This is a genomic window from Arcobacter sp. s6 (assembly GCF_040884245.1).
Classification (GTDB): domain Bacteria; phylum Campylobacterota; class Campylobacteria; order Campylobacterales; family Arcobacteraceae; genus Aliarcobacter.
The window spans coordinates 1-19,299 of record NZ_JBEVTN010000012.1 but is presented as its reverse complement, the minus strand read 5'-3'; the positions used below and the strand labels follow the sequence as shown (position 1 = coordinate 19,299).

18 protein-coding genes are annotated in these 19,299 nt (G+C 28.6%); 13 read left to right on the top strand and 5 right to left on the bottom strand.

Annotated elements, in window-relative coordinates; translation table 11 throughout:
- Positions 1-2: 2 nt before the first annotated feature.
- Positions 3-623 carry a riboflavin synthase gene (locus ABVS04_RS08570; protein ID WP_368030282.1) on the bottom strand — a complete coding sequence of 207 codons (621 nt, stop codon included), beginning with the start codon at positions 621-623 and terminating at the stop codon, positions 3-5.
- A gap of 148 nt (positions 624-771) precedes the next feature.
- Between ABVS04_RS08570 and mnmG the strand changes: the two genes are divergently transcribed.
- The 6 genes from mnmG to recJ all read left to right on the top strand — a co-directional run bounded on the left by mnmG (position 772) and on the right by recJ (position 9,856).
- On the top strand, positions 772-2,643 hold the full coding sequence (gene mnmG / locus ABVS04_RS08565; protein WP_368030281.1) for a tRNA uridine-5-carboxymethylaminomethyl(34) synthesis enzyme MnmG: 1,872 nt from the start codon (positions 772-774) through the stop codon (positions 2,641-2,643).
- A gap of 177 nt (positions 2,644-2,820) precedes the next feature.
- Positions 2,821-4,092, top strand: coding sequence for a diguanylate cyclase (locus ABVS04_RS08560; RefSeq protein ID WP_368030280.1), 1,272 nt, complete (start codon positions 2,821-2,823; stop codon positions 4,090-4,092).
- 136 nt (positions 4,093-4,228) lie between these two features.
- Entirely contained in the window at positions 4,229-5,065 is an 837-nt protein-coding gene (locus ABVS04_RS08555) for a hypothetical protein (RefSeq protein WP_368030279.1), read from the top strand.
- Between the two features lie 101 nt (positions 5,066-5,166).
- Positions 5,167-6,549 carry a cytochrome c oxidase accessory protein CcoG gene (gene ccoG, locus ABVS04_RS08550; RefSeq protein ID WP_368030278.1) on the top strand — a complete coding sequence of 461 codons (1,383 nt, stop codon included), beginning with the start codon at positions 5,167-5,169 and terminating at the stop codon, positions 6,547-6,549.
- Positions 6,550-6,674: 125 nt separating this feature from the next.
- Complete coding sequence (locus ABVS04_RS08545) at positions 6,675-8,291, top strand: CTP synthase (RefSeq protein ID WP_368030277.1); 1,617 nt, start codon at positions 6,675-6,677, stop codon at positions 8,289-8,291.
- Positions 8,291-9,856 (top strand): single-stranded-DNA-specific exonuclease RecJ, encoded by a 1,566-nt coding sequence (gene recJ / locus ABVS04_RS08540; protein ID WP_368030276.1) that lies wholly within the window; start codon positions 8,291-8,293, stop codon positions 9,854-9,856. Before ABVS04_RS08545 ends, recJ begins: the two co-directional genes overlap by 1 nt.
- On the opposite strand, the gene ABVS04_RS08535 is transcribed toward recJ, so the two are convergent.
- Both ABVS04_RS08535 and ABVS04_RS08530 read right to left on the bottom strand, forming a co-directional pair.
- Positions 9,851-10,447, bottom strand: coding sequence for a FlgO family outer membrane protein (locus tag ABVS04_RS08535; protein WP_368030275.1), 597 nt, complete (start codon positions 10,445-10,447; stop codon positions 9,851-9,853). The genes recJ and ABVS04_RS08535 overlap by 6 nt on opposite strands.
- A complete protein-coding gene (locus ABVS04_RS08530) occupies positions 10,447-11,088 on the bottom strand; it encodes a FlgO family outer membrane protein (RefSeq protein WP_368030274.1) in 642 nt (213 codons plus the stop codon). The genes ABVS04_RS08535 and ABVS04_RS08530 overlap by 1 nt, the downstream gene beginning before the upstream one ends.
- Before the next feature lie 163 nt (positions 11,089-11,251).
- On the opposite strand from ABVS04_RS08530, the gene ABVS04_RS08525 reads away from it, so the two are divergent.
- Genes ABVS04_RS08525 through ABVS04_RS08500 form a run of 6 tightly spaced genes read left to right on the top strand, consistent with a single transcriptional unit; the run spans position 11,252 to position 18,000 of the window.
- Positions 11,252-11,803, top strand: a complete 552-nt coding sequence (locus ABVS04_RS08525; protein ID WP_368030273.1) for a DJ-1 family glyoxalase III — start codon at positions 11,252-11,254, stop codon at positions 11,801-11,803.
- Between the two features lie 50 nt (positions 11,804-11,853).
- Positions 11,854-12,591: a UDP-2,3-diacylglucosamine diphosphatase gene (locus tag ABVS04_RS08520; protein WP_368030272.1), complete on the top strand. Its 738-nt coding sequence runs from the start codon at positions 11,854-11,856 to the stop codon at positions 12,589-12,591.
- Complete coding sequence (locus ABVS04_RS08515; protein ID WP_368030271.1) at positions 12,588-13,370, top strand: patatin-like phospholipase family protein; 783 nt, start codon at positions 12,588-12,590, stop codon at positions 13,368-13,370. The genes ABVS04_RS08520 and ABVS04_RS08515 overlap by 4 nt, the downstream gene beginning before the upstream one ends.
- Positions 13,371-13,395: 25 nt before the next feature.
- On the top strand, positions 13,396-16,941 hold the full coding sequence (gene dnaE / locus ABVS04_RS08510) for a DNA polymerase III subunit alpha (RefSeq protein WP_368030270.1): 3,546 nt from the start codon (positions 13,396-13,398) through the stop codon (positions 16,939-16,941).
- On the top strand, positions 16,938-17,726 hold the full coding sequence (gene surE, locus ABVS04_RS08505) for a 5'/3'-nucleotidase SurE (protein WP_368030269.1): 789 nt from the start codon (positions 16,938-16,940) through the stop codon (positions 17,724-17,726). The genes dnaE and surE overlap by 4 nt, the downstream gene beginning before the upstream one ends.
- Before the next feature lie 10 nt (positions 17,727-17,736).
- The gene (locus ABVS04_RS08500) at positions 17,737-18,000 is read left to right on the top strand and encodes a hypothetical protein (RefSeq protein ID WP_368030268.1); all 264 of its coding nucleotides are present in this window, start codon (positions 17,737-17,739) and stop codon (positions 17,998-18,000) included.
- A 13-nt stretch (positions 18,001-18,013) separates the two neighbouring features.
- Here the strand turns inward: ABVS04_RS08500 and ABVS04_RS08495 are convergent, their stop codons facing one another.
- The gene (locus ABVS04_RS08495) at positions 18,014-18,277 is read right to left on the bottom strand and encodes a DUF493 family protein (RefSeq protein WP_368030267.1); all 264 of its coding nucleotides are present in this window, start codon (positions 18,275-18,277) and stop codon (positions 18,014-18,016) included.
- Positions 18,277-18,756 carry a cyclic pyranopterin monophosphate synthase MoaC gene (moaC, locus tag ABVS04_RS08490; protein ID WP_368030266.1) on the bottom strand — a complete coding sequence of 160 codons (480 nt, stop codon included), beginning with the start codon at positions 18,754-18,756 and terminating at the stop codon, positions 18,277-18,279. The genes ABVS04_RS08495 and moaC overlap by 1 nt, the downstream gene beginning before the upstream one ends.
- 113 nt (positions 18,757-18,869) lie before the next feature.
- On the opposite strand from moaC, the gene rpsU reads away from it, so the two are divergent.
- Positions 18,870-19,082: a 30S ribosomal protein S21 gene (gene rpsU, locus ABVS04_RS08485; RefSeq protein WP_128986274.1), complete on the top strand. Its 213-nt coding sequence runs from the start codon at positions 18,870-18,872 to the stop codon at positions 19,080-19,082.
- The last annotated feature ends 217 nt before the right edge of the window (positions 19,083-19,299 follow it).

Genomic DNA, 19,299 nt, shown 5'->3' with positions numbered 1-19,299 from the left:
TTCTAGTAGTTAGCCATTATTTTATCTACATCATTCCATGACATTCCCGAATCTTTTTTATTATTTGGATTAAACATATTAAAAATATATCGTGCAAACATATCTGTTTCTAGATTTACTTTTGTTCCTATTTTATATCTTTTAAATAGTGTATTTTTTACAGTATGAGGAATAATTGTAAGTCTAAAAGAATCTTTTAATACTTCATTAACAGTAAGCGAAACTCCATCAATAGTAACACTTCCCTTAGGTATAATAAATTTTATATATTCACTTGGTAGAGAAACATAAAAATCTGTAGAATTACCATTTTGTTTGATAGCTTTTATAGTTCCTAAACAATCGACATGTCCTTGAACTATATGCCCTTCAAATCTATCTCCCATCATCATAGCAGGTTCCATATGAACCTCATCTTTATAGTTTTCCATTGCAAGGATCTTTTGAGATTCAGGCGAAAGCTCAACTGTAAAAGTATCTTTAGACGTTTTTACAACTGTTAAACATGCTCCATTTATTGCAATAGAATCTCCAATTTTTGGATTATATTTTGCTTTTAATGTCAAAAAATTGTTTTGAAAACTAATAACTTTTCCCATCTCTCTTATAAGTCCTGTAAACACTTAAAAAACCTTTTGATAAAATTTAGGTATAATATCTAAAAAATGTTAAGAAGCTAATTTTAACTACTTTAATTAAAAACTTAAAATACGATACAGTTGATTTATAAAAAATTCAAAATATAATTTTCTCTTAATCAAAAGGAATAAAATGAATTATGATGTAATTGTTGTTGGTGGTGGTCATGCAGGTATTGAAGCATCATTGGCAAGTGCTAGAATGGGTAAAAAAACCCTTCTAATTACTATGTTAGTAGAACAAATAGGAGCAGCTAGTTGTAATCCAGCTGTAGGAGGTCTAGCCAAAGGTCACTTAGTGCGTGAACTTGATGCAATTGGTGGAGAAATGGGGCTTTGTACAGATGCAACTGGTATTCAATTTAGAATATTAAATGCATCAAAAGGTGCAGCAGTTCAAGGAAGCCGAGCTCAAATTGATATGGATAAATATAGAGAGTATATGAGAAAAGTTTGTCATAATACTCCAAATCTAGAAGTATATCAAGATGAAGTAACCTCTCTTTTAGTAAAAAATGGGAATGAAGTATATGGTGTAAAAACTAAATTAACAGAAGAGTTCACCTCACATAAAGTTATTATCACAACAGGTACTTTTATGAGAGGACTTATTCATATTGGTGAAAATAGATATGATGCAGGACGAGCTTGGGAATTACCATCAAGTACATTATCAATTCAATTAAAAGAGTTGGGATTAAATGTTGGAAGACTCAAAACAGGAACACCGGCTAGAATTGACGCGAACTCTATTGATTTTTCTGTTATGGATGTGCATGGTGGAGATGTTAATCCATCTCCATTTTCTTTTAGAACTGATAAATCAAAATTTTCACCAACACAGTATCCTTGTTATATCACATACACTAATCTAAAAACTCATGAAAAGATTTCATCTAATTTCTTTAGAGCACCTCTTTTCACTGGCCAAATTGAAGGACTAGGACCAAGATATTGCCCTAGTATTGAAGATAAAGTAAATAGATTTAGTGAAAGAGATAGGCATCAATTATTCCTAGAACCTCAAACAGCAATGGGAAGCGAATATTATATAAACGGTCTAAGTACTTCTTTACCAATTGATGTTCAAAAAGAGATGATACATTCAATTGCTGGACTTGAAAATGCAAAGATTATTAGATATGGATATGCTATTGAATATGATTATGTAGATCCAACAGAATTAAAACATACTTTAGAAACTAAGAAAATCAAAAACCTTTATAATGCAGGTCAAATAAATGCAACAACAGGTTATGAAGAAGCAGCATCTCAAGGACTAATGGCAGGAATTAATGCAGCACTTGCAATTGATGGTAAAGAACCATTTATCCTAAGAAGAGATGAAGCATATATTGGAGTTCTAATTGATGATTTAGTAACAAAAGGAACAAATGAACCTTATAGAATGTTCACATCACGTGCTGAATATAGACTTCTTTTAAGAGAAGAAAATGCAGACTTAAGACTATCTTCTTATGGTCACGACTTAGGACTTATTTCTGATGAAGTTTTAGCAAAAGTTCAAAATAAAAGAAAAGTTTTAGATGATGCTATTGAATTTATGGCTGGCGAATGGATGACATCTAAAAAAGAGACTTTAGAGTTATTAGAATCAATTGGTGAAGAAAAAATTAATGATAAAGTTTTACTTATAGATTTAATTGGTAGAAATACAATTGATGCTCCTAAATTTGATAAATTAGTTCCTTCTTTAGCTCATGTTGAAAATTACTTAAAAGAACAAATTATCATTGAAGCTAAGTATTATAGATACATTCAAAAACAACAAAAACAAATTGAAAAAATGAAAAAAATGCTAAAAGCAGCTATTCCTGAAAACTTCTCATTTAAAGGTTTAGCTGGATTATCAAATGAAGTAATTGAAAAACTAGAAAAGCATAGACCACCAACTTTATTTAATGCAAGTTTAATATCGGGAATCACACCTGCTGCTCTTGATATTATTCATTTAAATATAAATATTAGAAGTCAAAACAATTAATTTATTTAAGATAAATAGTTTTTAAAAAAGGACACTATGAAAGTGTCCTTTTTTTCTTTTAATAATAAAATTATTTAAGTATAAAAATGATGATACATCAAGAAAAATAGATAATTATCATCTAACTATAATTATAGAAATGTACAAAATTGCTTAAAAATTTATAGGAAAATTATAATGGAACAAAAAATAATCTTAGTTATTGATGATGAACCAACAAACATTGCTATTGTTACTGAGTTATTGAATTCTCTTTATCAAATAAGAGTTTCAACAAATGGAAAAAATGCATTAGAAATTGTTAGTAAAGAAAAACCTGATTTAATTCTACTTGATATAAGTATGCCTCAAATGAATGGCTATGAAGTAGCTGATAAATTAAAATCATCTGTAAAGACCTCAAATATTCCATTTATTTTTCTAACAGCTAAAAATGATTCACAAAGTATGATTGAAGGATTTTTTAAAGGTGCTGTAGATTATATATCAAAACCATTTTCAAAAGAAGAACTATTAGCTAGAGTAGAAACCCACTTAAAATTAAATGAACTTCAGAACTCTCTTAAAGAAACAGTTGATGAAGTGGCTCATTATCTTGAATTAATGGATCAAAATATAATCTCTTCAAGTACAGATTTAGAAGGTATAATTACAAATGTTTCAACTGCATTTTGTAATATTTGTGGTTTTTCAAAAGAAGAACTTATTACTAAAAGTCATGATATTGTCAAACATGAAGATATGCAAAAAGAGATTTATGATGATTTATGGAAAACAATAAATCAAAATCTTGTTTGGAAAGGTGAACTTAAAAATAAAAAGAAAGATGGAACATCTTATTGGGTTGATATAACTATTTACCCAGATTTTGATAAAACAAGTGGTGAAAAAATAGGTTATACCTCAATTAGACATGATATTAGTGATAAAAAAAGAATTGAAGAACTTTCAATACATGATGAACTTACAAAACTATATAATAGAAGACATTTTAATAAAGTCTTACATGATGAAATTAATCGTGCAAAAAGAGATAAAAAAATCTTATCTTTTATGATGTTAGATGTGGATTATTTTAAACTTTATAATGATAATTATGGACATCAACAAGGAGATAATGTTTTATCTGAAACAGGAAAAGTATTAACAAGTTATTGTAAAAGAGCGGGAGATTTTGCTTTTAGATTAGGTGGAGAAGAGTTTGGAATTATATTTTCTGAAGTAACTAAAGAAGAATCTAAGAATTATGCAAATGCAATAAAAAAAGCTATAGAAAACCTTAGAATACCCCATATAAAAAATCCAATTTCTGGTGTAATTACTATATCAATAGGATTATTATCGATATTTCCTAATGAAAAAATAAGTGAAAATGAAATTTACAAAAAAACAGATGACTTGTTATATAAAGCGAAAGAATCTGGTAGAAATACAGTTTGTTCTAATTAATAATAACACTAAATTAAAATGCATATTTGCTTTAATTAACTATATTATATAATTGTTTATAAAATAATATTCACTTACATGAAATTTATTATCAGTTTTTATTGAATATTATCTAAAAATAAAAAAGAGGATTTATATGCAAGTTTATTTATACGCAAAAAGTGGTCATACAATAGGACTTGAAGCCACTAAAAGATGTGCTGCTGTTGCAAATGTTTTGAAAGAATTTGATCCAATATTATGTACTAGCGATTTTAGAGCAGGAGCATTTGCAAAAGATTTATTAGGAGTAAGAAGATATGTAAATATTGATGTAGTAAGAAACCTACACAATATAATGCAAAAAAGAGATATCTTGATTTACGATACACCTGAAGCAAATGATGCTATGAAAAAAGATATGAAAGAGTTTTGTACCTTAGTTTATGGAATCGATAGTGAAATTGAAGGAATTATTGTAGATACTACAATTTATACAAAACAAGAAAATCCAAAATTAGAAAAAACTATTTTCTTTGGAGATGATGACTATTATAATATTTTTCTAGGATTAGTTAATGAATCAGAAAAATTTAATATTAATCTTTTAATGGGTCATTATTTCTTTTTAGGAAATGAAAAAATATTTGATAATCATTTCTCAAATGTTATAGATGAAGAAGAGTATGTGGTAACAATTCAAAATTCAAAATATTTATTAACAGCATCACTTCAAACTGCTCTTGAATCATTAGCTTGTGGAAATAAGCCTGTTTTATTTAAAAGAGAAGATAAAATTTATGATGAAAAATTAATCTCTGAATTAAATCTTCCAATTATTGAATCAAATAATTTAAAAGACTTATTAGAAAAATTTGACACTAGTATAAATGAGTATCCTATAATAAGTAATTTTAATATTGTTGATCTTGAAAATATTAAAAAAGAAATAAAAGAAAAAATCGATTTATATAAGAGATTAACCCAACAATAGTACTTCAATAATTTTCTATATATAAGCATAGATTATATTTGTTTATGCAAATTATAAGGATAGTTTATATAAAATTAGAAAAAATATAAAAGGTTTTATAAATGACAAAATCAAATGAATTTTTAAGTAAAACTCCTTATCGTCTCAAAAGATATGTAGGATACGTTGTTGCAACAGTTGTTGCCTTGTCTCTACCATTTATTAGAATTGATGGAAATCATATTTTCTTATTATCTTTTGACAAGAAACAATTACATCTTTTAGGAACTGCATTTGATATGCAAGAGTTGTATTTGATGCCATTCTTATTAATGTTACTATTTTTAGGAATATTCGCGGTGACTTCACTTGGGGGAAGAGCATGGTGTGGATGGGCATGTCCACAAACTATTTTCAGAGTAATTTATAGAGATTTAATTGAAACAAAATTATTAGGTCTTAGAAGAATTAAAAACAAACAAAAAGAGCCTGATTTAAGTAAACCAGGGAATAAAGCAAAAAAAATACTTGGTATTTTAATCTGGACTTGTTTAGCATTAATAGCAGCAGCAGATTTTTTATGGTATTTCGTTCCTCCTGAAGATTTTTTTGCATATCTACAAGATCCATTAGAACACCTATTTTTAATAGGTTTTGTTTTAGCAATTGCAGCATTTTTAATTTATGATGTTGTATTTTTAAAAGAAGATTTTTGTATTTACATTTGTCCGTACTCAAGGGTTCAATCAGTTTTATATGACAATGATACATTCCAAGCTATTTATTCAACAAATAGAGGTGGAGATATATATAATGAAAGTAAAGAAAAAATTATTTTCAAAGCAAAAGATTTACCAATAGATACAAATGAATGTACTACTTGTGAATCATGTGTTACAGTTTGTCCTACGCATATTGATATTAGAAAAGGTTTACAACTTGAGTGTATTAACTGTTTAGAATGTGTTGATGCATGTACAACTGTTATGGGGAAACTAGGAAAACCTTCACTTGTTCAATGGTCAAGTACAAATGCAATTAAAAATGACATTCCTACAAAAATTGTTAGAAAATCAACAATTATGTATTCTGTTGCACTTATGTTAGTTGTTGCTCTTTTATTTGTAATGGGTGGAGAAAAAGAGTATATGCTTTTAAATATTAATAAAACCACTCAATTATACAAAGTAAAAGAAGATGGTATTGTTGCAAATAATTATGTATTATTATTCCAAAATACAGAATCAAAACCTTTAACTTATGAATTAGAAATAATTGATAATCCAGATATCAAAATCGAAAGATTTGAACCATTTACTCTAAGTCCAGGAAAACTTGCAAAAAAAGTTGTAATTTTAGAAACTAATAAAATTTTAGTAGATGATAAAACAAAAGATACTCCAATTACAGTTACTCTTAAAGCTTATGCAAAAGAAGACCCAACAAAAGTTGTTGTATTTAGAAAAGCAGTATTTATCTTCCCAAGAGCAGATAAATTAAAATAATTCATTACGGGATAAAAGTTTTTTTATCCCGTAAATTCAAAATCTTACTTAACTTACTTATCAACAAAACTTAGATATAATCGCGTTAATATATATTTATTAACTATTTTCATGGAGTATTATTAATGACTAAATTCATATTTGTAACAGGTGGAGTTCTTAGTTCACTTGGTAAAGGGATTACCTCTGCATCAATTGCAACTATTTTAAAACAATCAGGATTCAAAGTAAGTATGCTAAAAATTGACCCTTACTTAAATGTTGATCCAGGAACAATGAGTCCACTTGAGCATGGTGAAGTTTTTGTTACAGCGGATGGAGCTGAAACTGACCTTGATTTAGGAAATTATGAAAGATTTATTGATAAAACTCTTACAAAGAAAAATAGTTTTACTACAGGACAAGTTTACCAAAGCGTTATCAAAAGAGAAAGAGAAGGTGGATATTTAGGTAAAACTATTCAAGTAATTCCTCATGTTGTAGATGAAATTAAAGAAAGAATTTATTCAGCAGCAGATGATAATGATTTTTTAATTATTGAGCTGGGAGGAACAGTAGGAGATATAGAAGGTTTACCATTTATGGAAGCTATTAGATCAATAAGACATGAACTTCCAAAAACAAATACTATGAACATTCACTTGAGTTTAGTTCCATATATCAAAGCAGCAGGTGAACTTAAAACAAAACCAACACAACACTCTGTTCAAGAATTAAGAAGAATTGGTATAACTCCACATATGTTAGTTTGTAGAACAGAAAGAGAATTACCAAAAAATTTAAAAGATAAACTTGCTCTTGCTTGTGATATTGACAGAAATGCAGTTATTGAAGCAGGTGATGCACAATCTATTTATCAAGTTCCATTACAATTTATCAAAGAAGGAATTTTAACTCCGTTATCTGATCACTTTAATATCAAAATTAAACCAAACATGGAAAAATGGGATACTTTAGTTAAAAATATTTTAGTTCCTCAAACTGAAGTAACTATTGCATTTGTAGGAAAATATTTAGATTTAAAAGAATCATATAAATCATTAATTGAAGCATTGATTCATGCAGGTGCTCATTTAAATACAAAAGTAAATATTCACTGGTGTGATTCTGAAAGAATAGAAGATGTTGGAGCTTATGATATTATCGGAAATTCTGATGCAATATTAGTTGCAGGTGGTTTTGGACACAGAGGTGTTGAAGGAAAATTAGCAGCTATTAAATATGCAAGAGAAAACAAAGTTCCATATCTTGGGATTTGTCTAGGAATGCAATTAGCTATTATTGAATTTGCAAGAAATGTTCTTGGTCTTGAAGATGCAAATTCTATTGAATTTGATACAGATACAAAAAATCCATTAATTTATTTAATTGATGAATTTATGGACCAAAGTGGAAATACACAATTAAGAACTCATGAATCGCCAATGGGTGGAACAATGAGACTTGGTGAATATCCATTTGAACCATTAAAAGGAACTCATCTTCAAAAAGCTTACGGTAACAACGATGTATATTTTGAAAGACATAGACATAGATATGAAGCAAATCCAAAATATAAAGAAGCATTAGAAAAAGAAGGAATGATTATTTCAGGTCAATCAAATGGATTAATTGAGGCAGTTGAATTAAAAGATCATCCTTGGTTTGTAGGAGTTCAATTCCATCCAGAATTTACTTCTCATTTAGAAACACCTAATCCAATTATTTTAGAGTTCGTGAAACAAGCCTCTAAAAGTAAATAATGTCTAAAATAACAAAAAATAGACTTTTTGAAATACTTTCAGCAAGACATTTGAATAATCCATATTCAAAACTTGCTGATCTTCCCTCTCCTGATAACTTTAAAGATATTCATATTGCAACTAAAAGAATCAAAAAAGCAATTTTAGAAAAAGAAACAATTACAATAGTCGGTGACTATGACGTAGATGGAGTTGTATCAACTACCATCATGCTAGATTTCTTCAAAACCATTGGAGTAAAAGTAAATCATATAATTCCAAATCGTTTTGAACATGGATATGGATTATCTACAAAAATTGTTGATTTAATAGATGAAGGTTTAGTAATAACCGTTGACAATGGAATTTCAGCATATGCAGCATCTGTAAAACTAAAAGAAAAAGATATTGATTTAATTATTACAGATCATCATACAGTAGGAATTCAAATACCTATTGCTTTAGCTATTATAAATCCTAAACAACATGATTGTAATTTTGAATTTAAAGATATTTGTGGTGCTCAAGTTGCATGGTATTTGTGCGCTGCTATTAAAAAAGAATTGAATTTAAATGTAAATATGTCTAACTTTTTAGATTTACTTTGTGTTGCTATTATTGCGGATATCATGCCTATGACTGCTTTGAATTATACCTTAGTAAAACAAGGTTTAAAAAAGATCAAAAGTTCCTCAAGGGAAGCATTTAAAAGATTAAATGAAGTTATGTCAAAAGATATTTTAGTATCCGATGATATAGGCTTTTTCATAGCTCCTAAGCTCAATAGTGCAGGAAGGATGGATGATGCGAGTGTTGCATTATCATTTTTATTATCTGAAAATGCATTTAATGCAAATGAGACATTATCTTTACTTGATGAATTAAACAACTATAGAAAAACATTACAGGAAGAAATTTCAAAAAAAGCAGATTCTAAAACTAATAAAAATGACAATGCAGTTGTCGTTTGGGGTGAAAATTGGCATGAAGGTGTTATAGGAATTGTTGCTTCAAAACTTTCAAATTCTCATAAAAAACCTGCTTTCATTTTTTCAATTCATAATGGAATTGCAAAAGGAAGTGCAAGGGCCAATGCAAATATAAATCTATATGATGTTATAACAAAAGCAAAGCATTTATTACTAGGTTATGGTGGACATAAAAATGCAGCTGGTTTATCTTTAGATGCCTCAAATCTTGAAGAGTTTAAAACTATTATAAATAAAGAATTAGAAAGCTCGAAAGATGATTTACATATAGAACCTATAACTCTTGGAGAATTAGATGTTTCTTCTGTTGATTTAGATTTTATCTCAATAATTGAGCAATTTGAACCATATGGATTAGAAAATCATAGACCTATTTTCAAAATATCAAATGCAGCATTAGTAAAATATGATTTATTAGGGAAAGATAAAAATCACTTAAAATTAACATTAAATTGTGAAGGTATTATTTTTGAAGCTTTGAAATTCAATGATTCAAATACTGATATTCCACAAAATTTAGATTTGATTGTATCAATAAGTAAAAATGAGTTTAGAGGAGTTGTTACTCCTCAATTTTTAATTCAAGATATTTTATAAAACTAAAAAAGGTCTTGGAGTTGGAGTTTTTTTAGGAACTTGACCTTCCCTATTTCCTTCAAGTCCTAATATCTCATCATCGATATCTGTTCTTTCATAAGAAGAAGATAGTATATTGCCTGTATTAATATCTATTAGTTTAATAAATACATTTAAACTTCTGCTTGTAATAGAATAAGTTCCAACAACTGCATATCTAGAATTAACTTTATCTGAAAGTATTTTTTCTTTTTCTCTAGTTAATAAATTAAAACCTGATTTACCAAATTCAAACTCTTTACCAAATTCAACTTCTCTTACAATTATGTCCAAAGAAACTAATCTGTCTTTTAGCATACTTGATAATAAAAATCCAAGTTGTGATTTATTTTTTAGTTTATCTAAATTAACAAAATCAGAAACTAAAACAACATCATTTGCTTGTAAGTTCTTTTTTATCTTATTTGAAGATTCATCAACTAATTTTGAAACTAAAGAGTGAAAATTTGTATTTCCATTTATTGGATTTTTGTAAGCACAAGAAGTAAAAAGTATTGAAAAGAGCACTGAAATTATTACTAATTTCATCACTCTTAAAAAAGAAAATATCATTATTTTTCTTTTACTATATTAATAGTTCTAGCAGGGGCACAATCCCTAAACATCATACAATCATTTGCAACACCATGTGCATAAGTAGATCTTGCGCTTGATATAATTTTTCCAGTAATATTGTCAATAACTCTAGCATTTAACATAATTTTACCAGCTTGTCTTGAATAAGTTCCTACAACTACATATGTATTTGGAATACTGCCTTTAATTTCATGGGGTTTTCTTGAAATAAAGTATTCACCTTCATCATTTATTGAAACAGCCATTTGACCTCTAAATTCAATAATATTAAAACCTCTATTTGAAAGTTCATTTATTAAACTTTCACTTATTACTCTTCCAAACTCAGTTGTTTTTTTAAATTCATCAAGTCTTACAAACGAAGTAATAAGAACAGGCTTGTTTGTATCCATTTTTTTATTTTGCATCATTTGAGCTGCTAGTGATGTAATAGTAGCTTCTAGTGTATTTTGAGTAGTTACATATTTTTGATTATCAGCTGCAACTTCTAAATGTTGTTTTGTAGTTTGTACTTTATCATACTCATCAGAAAGTGCAGTATCTTTTTTATATGCACATCCACTTGTAAGTAGTAAAGAGCTAGCCAAAATACTTGACGTTAGAACACTTTTAAACATTAAAAACCCCTTTTCATAATTGTTTAAATTTTATTTAAACTTAGCTTATATATTCTTGAATGATAATTTGCTAATCTAATTTTATTATTATATCTTATATTATTTAGATTATTATTTTAAATTAAGATATTATACAATCATTTAAAAATTATGGGAGAAAATTATGCCAAAAATTATAATACCTATTTCAAATGGATTTGAAGAAATTGAAACTATTTCAATAATTGATGTATGTAGACGTGCAAATATTGAAGTTACAATTGCAGCTGTTGAAAACTTACAAACTATTGGTGCACATAATGTGAAAATAGAAGCTGATTGTAAAATAGAAGATATAAATTCGGATAAATTTGATATGATTGTTTTGCCAGGGGGACTTCCAAATGCTTTTACTTTAGCAGATAATGAAAAAGTTCAATCACTGTTAAAAGAATTTAAAGAAAAAGATAAAAATATTGGAGCAATTTGTGCTGCACCATTTGCACTCCACAAAGCAGGTGTTTTAAATGAAAACTTTACGTGTTATCCAAGTTTTGAACAAAAAATAAAATTAAACGGCTACCATAAAGATGATGCTGTTGTGATTGATGATAAAGTAATTACTTCAAGAGGACCAGCAACTGCTATGATATTTGCCCTTGAAATAGTAACTATTCTTTGTGGAGAAGAAACATCTACAAATGTAAAAAATGGTTTATTAATGGCTGATTATTAAAATTTAAAATTCTGTTATTAAATTGTAATCAAAAGGATTTAAAATGCCATATGAAATACAAAAGCATTTTTATATCAGATATACATCTAGGAACACGCTTTTCAAAGGCAAAAGCTCTATTAAATTTTTTTAAACACAATGAATCAGATCAACTAATTTTAGTGGGAGATATCATTGATGGTTGGGCCATAAAAAGAAAATTAATATGGCCCCAAGAGCACTCAGACGTTATTCAAAAAATCTTAAAAAAAGCTAGAAAAGGAACAAAGGTTACATTTATCACTGGTAACCATGATGAATTTTTAAGACCTTTTGTTCCCTTATTATTAGGTGATTCTGTTACTATTGCAAATGAGCTTGAATATGAAGCTATAAATAAAAAGAAATACTATATAACTCATGGTGATTTTTTTGATTCAATTACAATGACAAAAAAGTGGTTAGCTATTTTAGGTGACTATGGATATGACTTACTTTTACACTTAAATGTAGTTTTGAATTTTCTTAGAAAACGAATTGGTATAAAAAAATATTGGTCACTATCTAAATATGTAAAAGATAATGTAAAATCTTCTGTTTCATTTATAAGTGATTTTGAGGCTGTTTTATCTACACATGCAAAAAACAAAGGATATGATGGTATTATTTGTGGACATATTCACAAAGCAGAAATCAGAGATATCGATAATATTGAATATCTAAATTGTGGTGATTGGGTTGAATCTTGTACTGCAATTGTAGAAACCTATGAAGGTGAGTTTAAAATAATAAACTGGTTAGATAAATGAGTGGACAATTAAAAAATATTTCTAGTGATAATTTTGCCTTAGCCCTAAGTGGAGGAGCAGCTCGTGGTGCTTTTCATTTAGGAGTTTTAAATTTTTGTGAAGAGCACAATATTGAAATAAAAGCCTATAGTGGTTCATCAATAGGAGCTATAATTTCAGTTTCCCATGCAAGTGGAATAAGTGCAAAAGAACAATTAAAAATTTTTTCTTCAAAAGATCTAAGGCAAACTTTAAAATTTAATTACTTTAGAAATGGATTACTAAAAATCGACTCTTCAAATAAAATTATACAAGAACTTCTCCCTATTGAAAGACTTGAAGATATTTCAAAACCTGTTTGGGTTAATGCATATGATTTAAAGAAAAAAGAATTACATTATTTTAATAGTGGTGATACCATTACCTTATGTTTAGCATCAAGTGCATTAATTCCCTTATTTAAACCTATTGTATATGAAGGTATGAATTTAATCGATGGTGGATTGTTTGACAATATTCCAATAAAACCATTACTTAATAATAACTATAACATTTATGCAATTGATTTATTTGCAAAAAATAATGAGATAAAAACAAAAAATTTTAATCCCTTAAAAAATATTAAAAAAAATTTATTTAAACAACTACATGAAAATCATAAACACTCCCTTGAAAACACTAACTACTATCTAGGAAGTAAGCATATAAGAAGTTTTTCTCTCTTTACTTTTAAAGAACTTGAAGAGTGTTTTAACTTAGGCTTTAAAGAGGCACAAAATCATTTTTTAGATATACTATAAATAAAAATACAAAAAGATTTATATTATGTCACAAATACCACAATTTACACATCTACACTTACATACAGAATACTCTTTACTTGATGGTGCAAATAAAATAAAACCCCTTGCAAAAAAAATAAAAAAACTTGGAATGACAAGCGTTGCTATGACTGACCACGGGAATATGTTTGGAGCAATTGATTTTTATAATGCAATGAGAGCAGAAGGTATAAAACCAATTATCGGAATGGAGGCATATATTCATAATAGTGAAGACCTAGGCGATAAAACAACAAGACAAAGATACCACTTATGTTTATATGCAAAAAATGAAATTGGCTACAAAAACTTGATGTTTTTAAGTTCTCAAGCTTATATGCATGGATTTTATTATTATCCAAGAATTAATAAACAACTATTAAGAGAAAATTCTGAAGGTTTAGTTTGTAGTGCTGCTTGCTTACAAGGTGAAGTTAATTGGCATCTAAATACTCAAAATGAAAGAAATGTAAAAAATGGTGCAAAGGGGTATGAGGGTGCAAAAGCAGTTGCCCTTGAATACAAAGAGATTTTTGGAGATGATTTTTATCTAGAAATCATGCGTCATGGAATTGGTGACCAACATTTTGTTGATGATCAAATTTTAAAACTATCAAAAGAGCTAGGAATAAAAGTTGTTGCTACAAATGATACTCACTATTTAGAGCAAAAAGATGCCGATGCACATGAAGCTTTTATGTGTATTGCAATGAATAAACTTTATGATGATCCAAATAGATTAAGACACTCTGTACATGAATTTTATTTAAAATCTCCAGAACAAATCGCAAAATTATATGCAGATATTCCAGAAGCCATTGAAGCTACTCAAGAAATAGCCAATAAATGTAATTTAGAGATAAAATTAGGGAATCCTACTCCTCCCAATTTTAAATTTACAAGACAGAAAGCAAAAGAGTTAGGATTAACTCTTCCAGAACCAGAGCTTGAATACTCACTTGAAAATGATAAAGTTTTATTTATTCATGAGTGTAGAGTTGGTCTTGAAGATAGACTTAAAATCGTTCCACCTGAACGACATCAAGAGTATAGAGATAGACTGGAAGTTGAAATTGAAATTATTAATAATATGCGATTCCCTGGATATATGCTTATTGTATGGGATTTCGTAATAGTTGCAAAACAAATGGGAATTCCAGTGGGTCCAGGACGTGGATCAGCAGCTGGAAGTTTAGTTGCTTTTTCTTTAAAAATTACAGATATTGACCCTATTCCTTATGGTTTACTTTTTGAGAGATTTCTAAATCCAGAGAGGGTATCAATGCCCGATATTGATATGGACTTTTGTCAAGCAAGACGTGGGGAGATTATTGATTACGTTGTTCAACAATATGGTCGTGCCAACGTTGCTCAAATTATTACCTTTGGTAAACTCTTAGCAAAAGGGGTAATCAGAGACGTTGCAAGGGTTCTTGATATGCCCTATGCAAGAGCTGATGCAATGGCAAAACTAATTCCTGATGAATTAGGAATAAATCTTACAAACTCTTATGAAAAAGAATCAAAGATAAAAGAGCTTTGTGATGCAGACCCTCAAGCAGCAAGGGTTTGGGAATATGCGTTAGCACTTGAAGGGCTAAATAGAAATGCAGGAACACACGCAGCAGGTGTTGTTATTTCAAATGAGCCTTTATGGAAAAAAACACCCCTTTTTAAACCCTCAGGACTTGATACTCTAGCAACTCAATATAATGGTAAATACGTTGAGGATGTGGATTTAATTAAATTCGACTTCTTGGGTCTTAAAACACTTACAGTTATTGAAGAAGCAAATAAACTAATAGAACAACGACATGGGAAAAGAGTTGATTTTATTACCACTGATGTAAATGACAAAGGTGTTTATGACCTTATTCAAACGGGAAATACAATAGGCCTATTCCAAATAGAGTCCGATGGTATGCAAGATTTATGTAAAAGATTAAAACCCTCAAACTTTGAGGATATTATCGCCGTTCTTGCACTTTATAGACCAGGGCCAATGGAATCAGGAATGCTCGATGACTTTATTGATAGAAAACATGGTCGTGCTGAGATTAACTACTTCTACGATGAATTTGATGCACCTTTAAGACCAATATTAGAAACAACCTATGGAGTTATTGTTTATCAAGAGCAAGTTATGCAAATCGTACAAACTATTGGTGGATTTAGCCTTGGAGGTGCCGATTTAGTTAGAAGAGCAATGGGTAAAAAAATTAAAGAAGAGATGGATAGATTAAAAGGTGAGTTTGCAGTTGGTGGAGTAAAAAAAGGCTATCAAAAAGCACACTGTGAAGAGTTATTCGACCTTATTGTTAAGTTTGCTGGATATGGATTTAATAAATCTCACTCAGCAGCCTATGCATTAGTAACCTTTTATACATCATACTTAAAAAAATATTATCCATCTGAATTTATGGCAGCACTTTTAACACTAGAAAAAGATAATACAGATAAAGTTGTTAAATATGTTGATGAAGTAAAAAGATTAGGACTTGATTTGTTTCCACCTGATATTAATAAATCAGATTTAGTATTTTCAGCAAAAAAAATTGATGGACAAGAAGTTGTAATGTTTGGAATGGGTGCAATTAAAGGTGCTGGAGATGTGGCTATTAACTCAATTTTAAGAGCTAGAAATGAAGGTGGAGCATTTGTTGATTTAGCTGATTTTATCTCAAGAATTGATGGAAGTAAAGTAAATAAAAGAGTAATTGAATCACTTACAAAAGCAGGTGCTTTTGATAGTTTTGGATACTCACGTCATGCACTGCTTGAACAAATAGAAAAAATAGTTGAAACAGTGGGAAAAGCAGCACAGGCTAAAAAAATGGCAACAGGTTCATTATTTGGAGATAGTGACGAACTTACAAAAATCGATATTGAGCTAGAACACCTTCCTGAATATGATGCAAAAGAGATATTAGAGTTCGAAAAAGCATCTTTAGGTTTTTATGTATCAGGGCATCCCCTTGATCAATATAGAGAACAAATAGAAAAAGTAAATTACACTCTTTCATCTCAAATTGACGAATTAGATGATGGAAGCCAAGCATTATTTGTTGGTAAAATAGAGAGTATTGTAGAAAAAATATCTAAAAAAGGTAATAAATTTGGAATTGCAACAATCATGGATTTACATGGAAATATAGAGCTTATGCTTTTTGAAGATAGATTGAAAGAGTTAAAAGAAAGCTATAATTTAGATGAGCCAATAGCCTTTAAAGTTAGAATTTCAAAAGATGATAACTTTACAAGAATGAATATCTTAAAAATTGAAACAATATTAGATGCACAAAAAGAAAAAGTAAAAACAAAACAAAAAGAGGTTCAAGAACCACCATTAACAATAGCCCTTCCTTTTACAAATGATGAAAACACAATGTATAAGCTATTTGATATTGTTGCAAATAATCAAGGCAAAAGAGAGTTAAAACTATTGATAAAATCAAAATTAGCTGACTTAGAGTTAGAAACAGGTTTTAAAGTTACAACACAAGTAGAAACATTAATACAACAAATTGAAGGAGTATATGTAGTAGCATGAAACATATCCTATTAACAAATGACGATGGTTTTGATGCAGTTGGATTAAAAGCTTTAATAGAAGCATTACTTCCCATTGCAAAAATCACAGTTGTAGCCCCTGCAAGAAATAAATCAGCTTGTGGTCATTCATTAACTTTAGATAAACCACTTAGAATGATATGCGTAGAAGATGATTATTACAAAATTGATGATGCAAGTCCAACTGACTGTATCTTTATATCTCTTAGTAATTTATTTAAAGAAGGTTACAAACCTGACTTAGTAATAAGTGGCATAAACATAGGTGCAAATATGGGAGAAGATATCACATATAGTGGAACAGCAGCAGGGGCAATGGAAGCGGTAATTCATAAAGTTCCAGCAATTGCAATTTCTCAAGTCTGTAATGATAAGTGTGAAGATATAAAAAATGGATGGGATTTTGAGTTAGCAAAAAAAGTTATTGTTGAACTTGCAAGTAAAATATTGAATAAATCCTTTCCATTAGATGAAAGAAAGTTTTTAAATGTTAATATTCCACCAATAAAAGCTGATGAATGTAATGGAATAAAAGTTACTAAAGTTGGATATAGAGAATATGGAAACGATACGCATAGACACTTAAATCCAAGAGGTGAAGAGTATTATTGGATTGGATTACATCCATTACTTTGGAAGCCATCAGAAAATAAAGATTGCGATTTTGAAGCAATAAAAGCTAATTATGTATCAATTACCCCAATTATGCTTGATTTAACTTCTTACAACGATATAAATGCCATCGAATCTTGGCTAAAAAAATAAAAGGAAAAAAATGAATTTTACACAATCATTATTAAAACATATTGATAAACTTGTTGGATCGTTAAGATCAGATGAACAATTACAAGAAGTTTTAAAAAGAAAATTTACAAAAAAAGAGTACAAAATATTTGTAGCAATAGAAGAAGGAAAATCAATTGATGAAATTAAAGCTCTTGTAAAAGAAGATGAAGAAGCTATACAAAAGCATTATAAAGTTGCTTGTAAAAAATTAAATCAAGAAAAATTTAAACAAGAGTTAGTATCTTACGAATAAGATACTAATTAAACTATAAAACCATTTTAATATTAGAATGGTCCCCTAGCATTTTATAAATCTCTTTTCTATCATCTTCGTTATGAACTAAAAGCTCTAATGTATAACTTTTAAATTTACCTTTAGAACTCACTTTAGAAACTTTTACTTTATGTTCTCTATTTAAAACAACTTCTTTAACAGTAATTTTTATATCAATATGTTCAAGTACAACTAGTTTATACTCCCAATTACATGGATAATTTAGCTCTAATTTTTCATTACTCAAATCAATCATTATAAATCCTTTCTATTAAAATCACCACTTTTACCACCTGATTTATTTTCTAACTGAACTTTTGAAATAATCATTGATTTATCAATAGCTTTTACCATATCATAAATAGTTAATAAGCCTACAGAAACACCAGTTAATGCTTCCATTTCAACACCAGTTTGACCATTTAATTTTGCTGTAACTATTAATTTAAAACCAGGTAATTGCGGTTTTTCTTCTATATCACAATTTATTCCAGTTAATAATAAAGGATGGCACATAGGTATTAAATCACTAGTTTTTTTAACACCCATAATTGCAGCAATTACTGCTGTTTGTAGTACAGGACCTTTTTTAGTAGTATTTGAAATAATTGCATCAAAGGCATCTTGCGACATAGTAATTTCACCAGAGGCAATTGCTATACGTTTAGTATCATTTTTATCAGAGACATCAACCATTTTAGGTCTATCATTTTCGTCTAAATGTGTTAAATTCAAAATAATCCTTTTTTCTTAAAAAAATATTATATTCTAATAATAGTTAAATAAGAATTAAGTAAACTTTAAATATAATGCAACCCTAAAATTTAAAAAGAAAGTGGGTGATTTTAGTGCCAGGCATTAAAGTTAAAGACAACGAATCTTTTGACGAAGCTTATAGAAGATTTAAGAAACAATGTGATAGAAATCTTATCGTAACTGAAACAAGAGCAAGAAGATATTTCGAGCCGATGACAGAGATCAGAAAAAAACAAAAAATTTCTGCTAGAAAGAAAATGTTAAAAAGATTATATATGTTAAGAAGATACGAATCAAGATTATAATATTTTGTTTTGTTGAACGAGAAAGGAGAGACTCTTTGAGTTTCTCCTTTTTTTTTAAAATGAATTTTTATAAAATAAATATTCCCAAAACCAAAAAACAATGCCCCATAACGCCTAAATAGAATAAACTCCAACCAAAATAAGCTAAAGAATAAAAACTCCGTATAATCGAAATATAGAGAGATTATTAATAATAATGAATTATGAATTATGAATA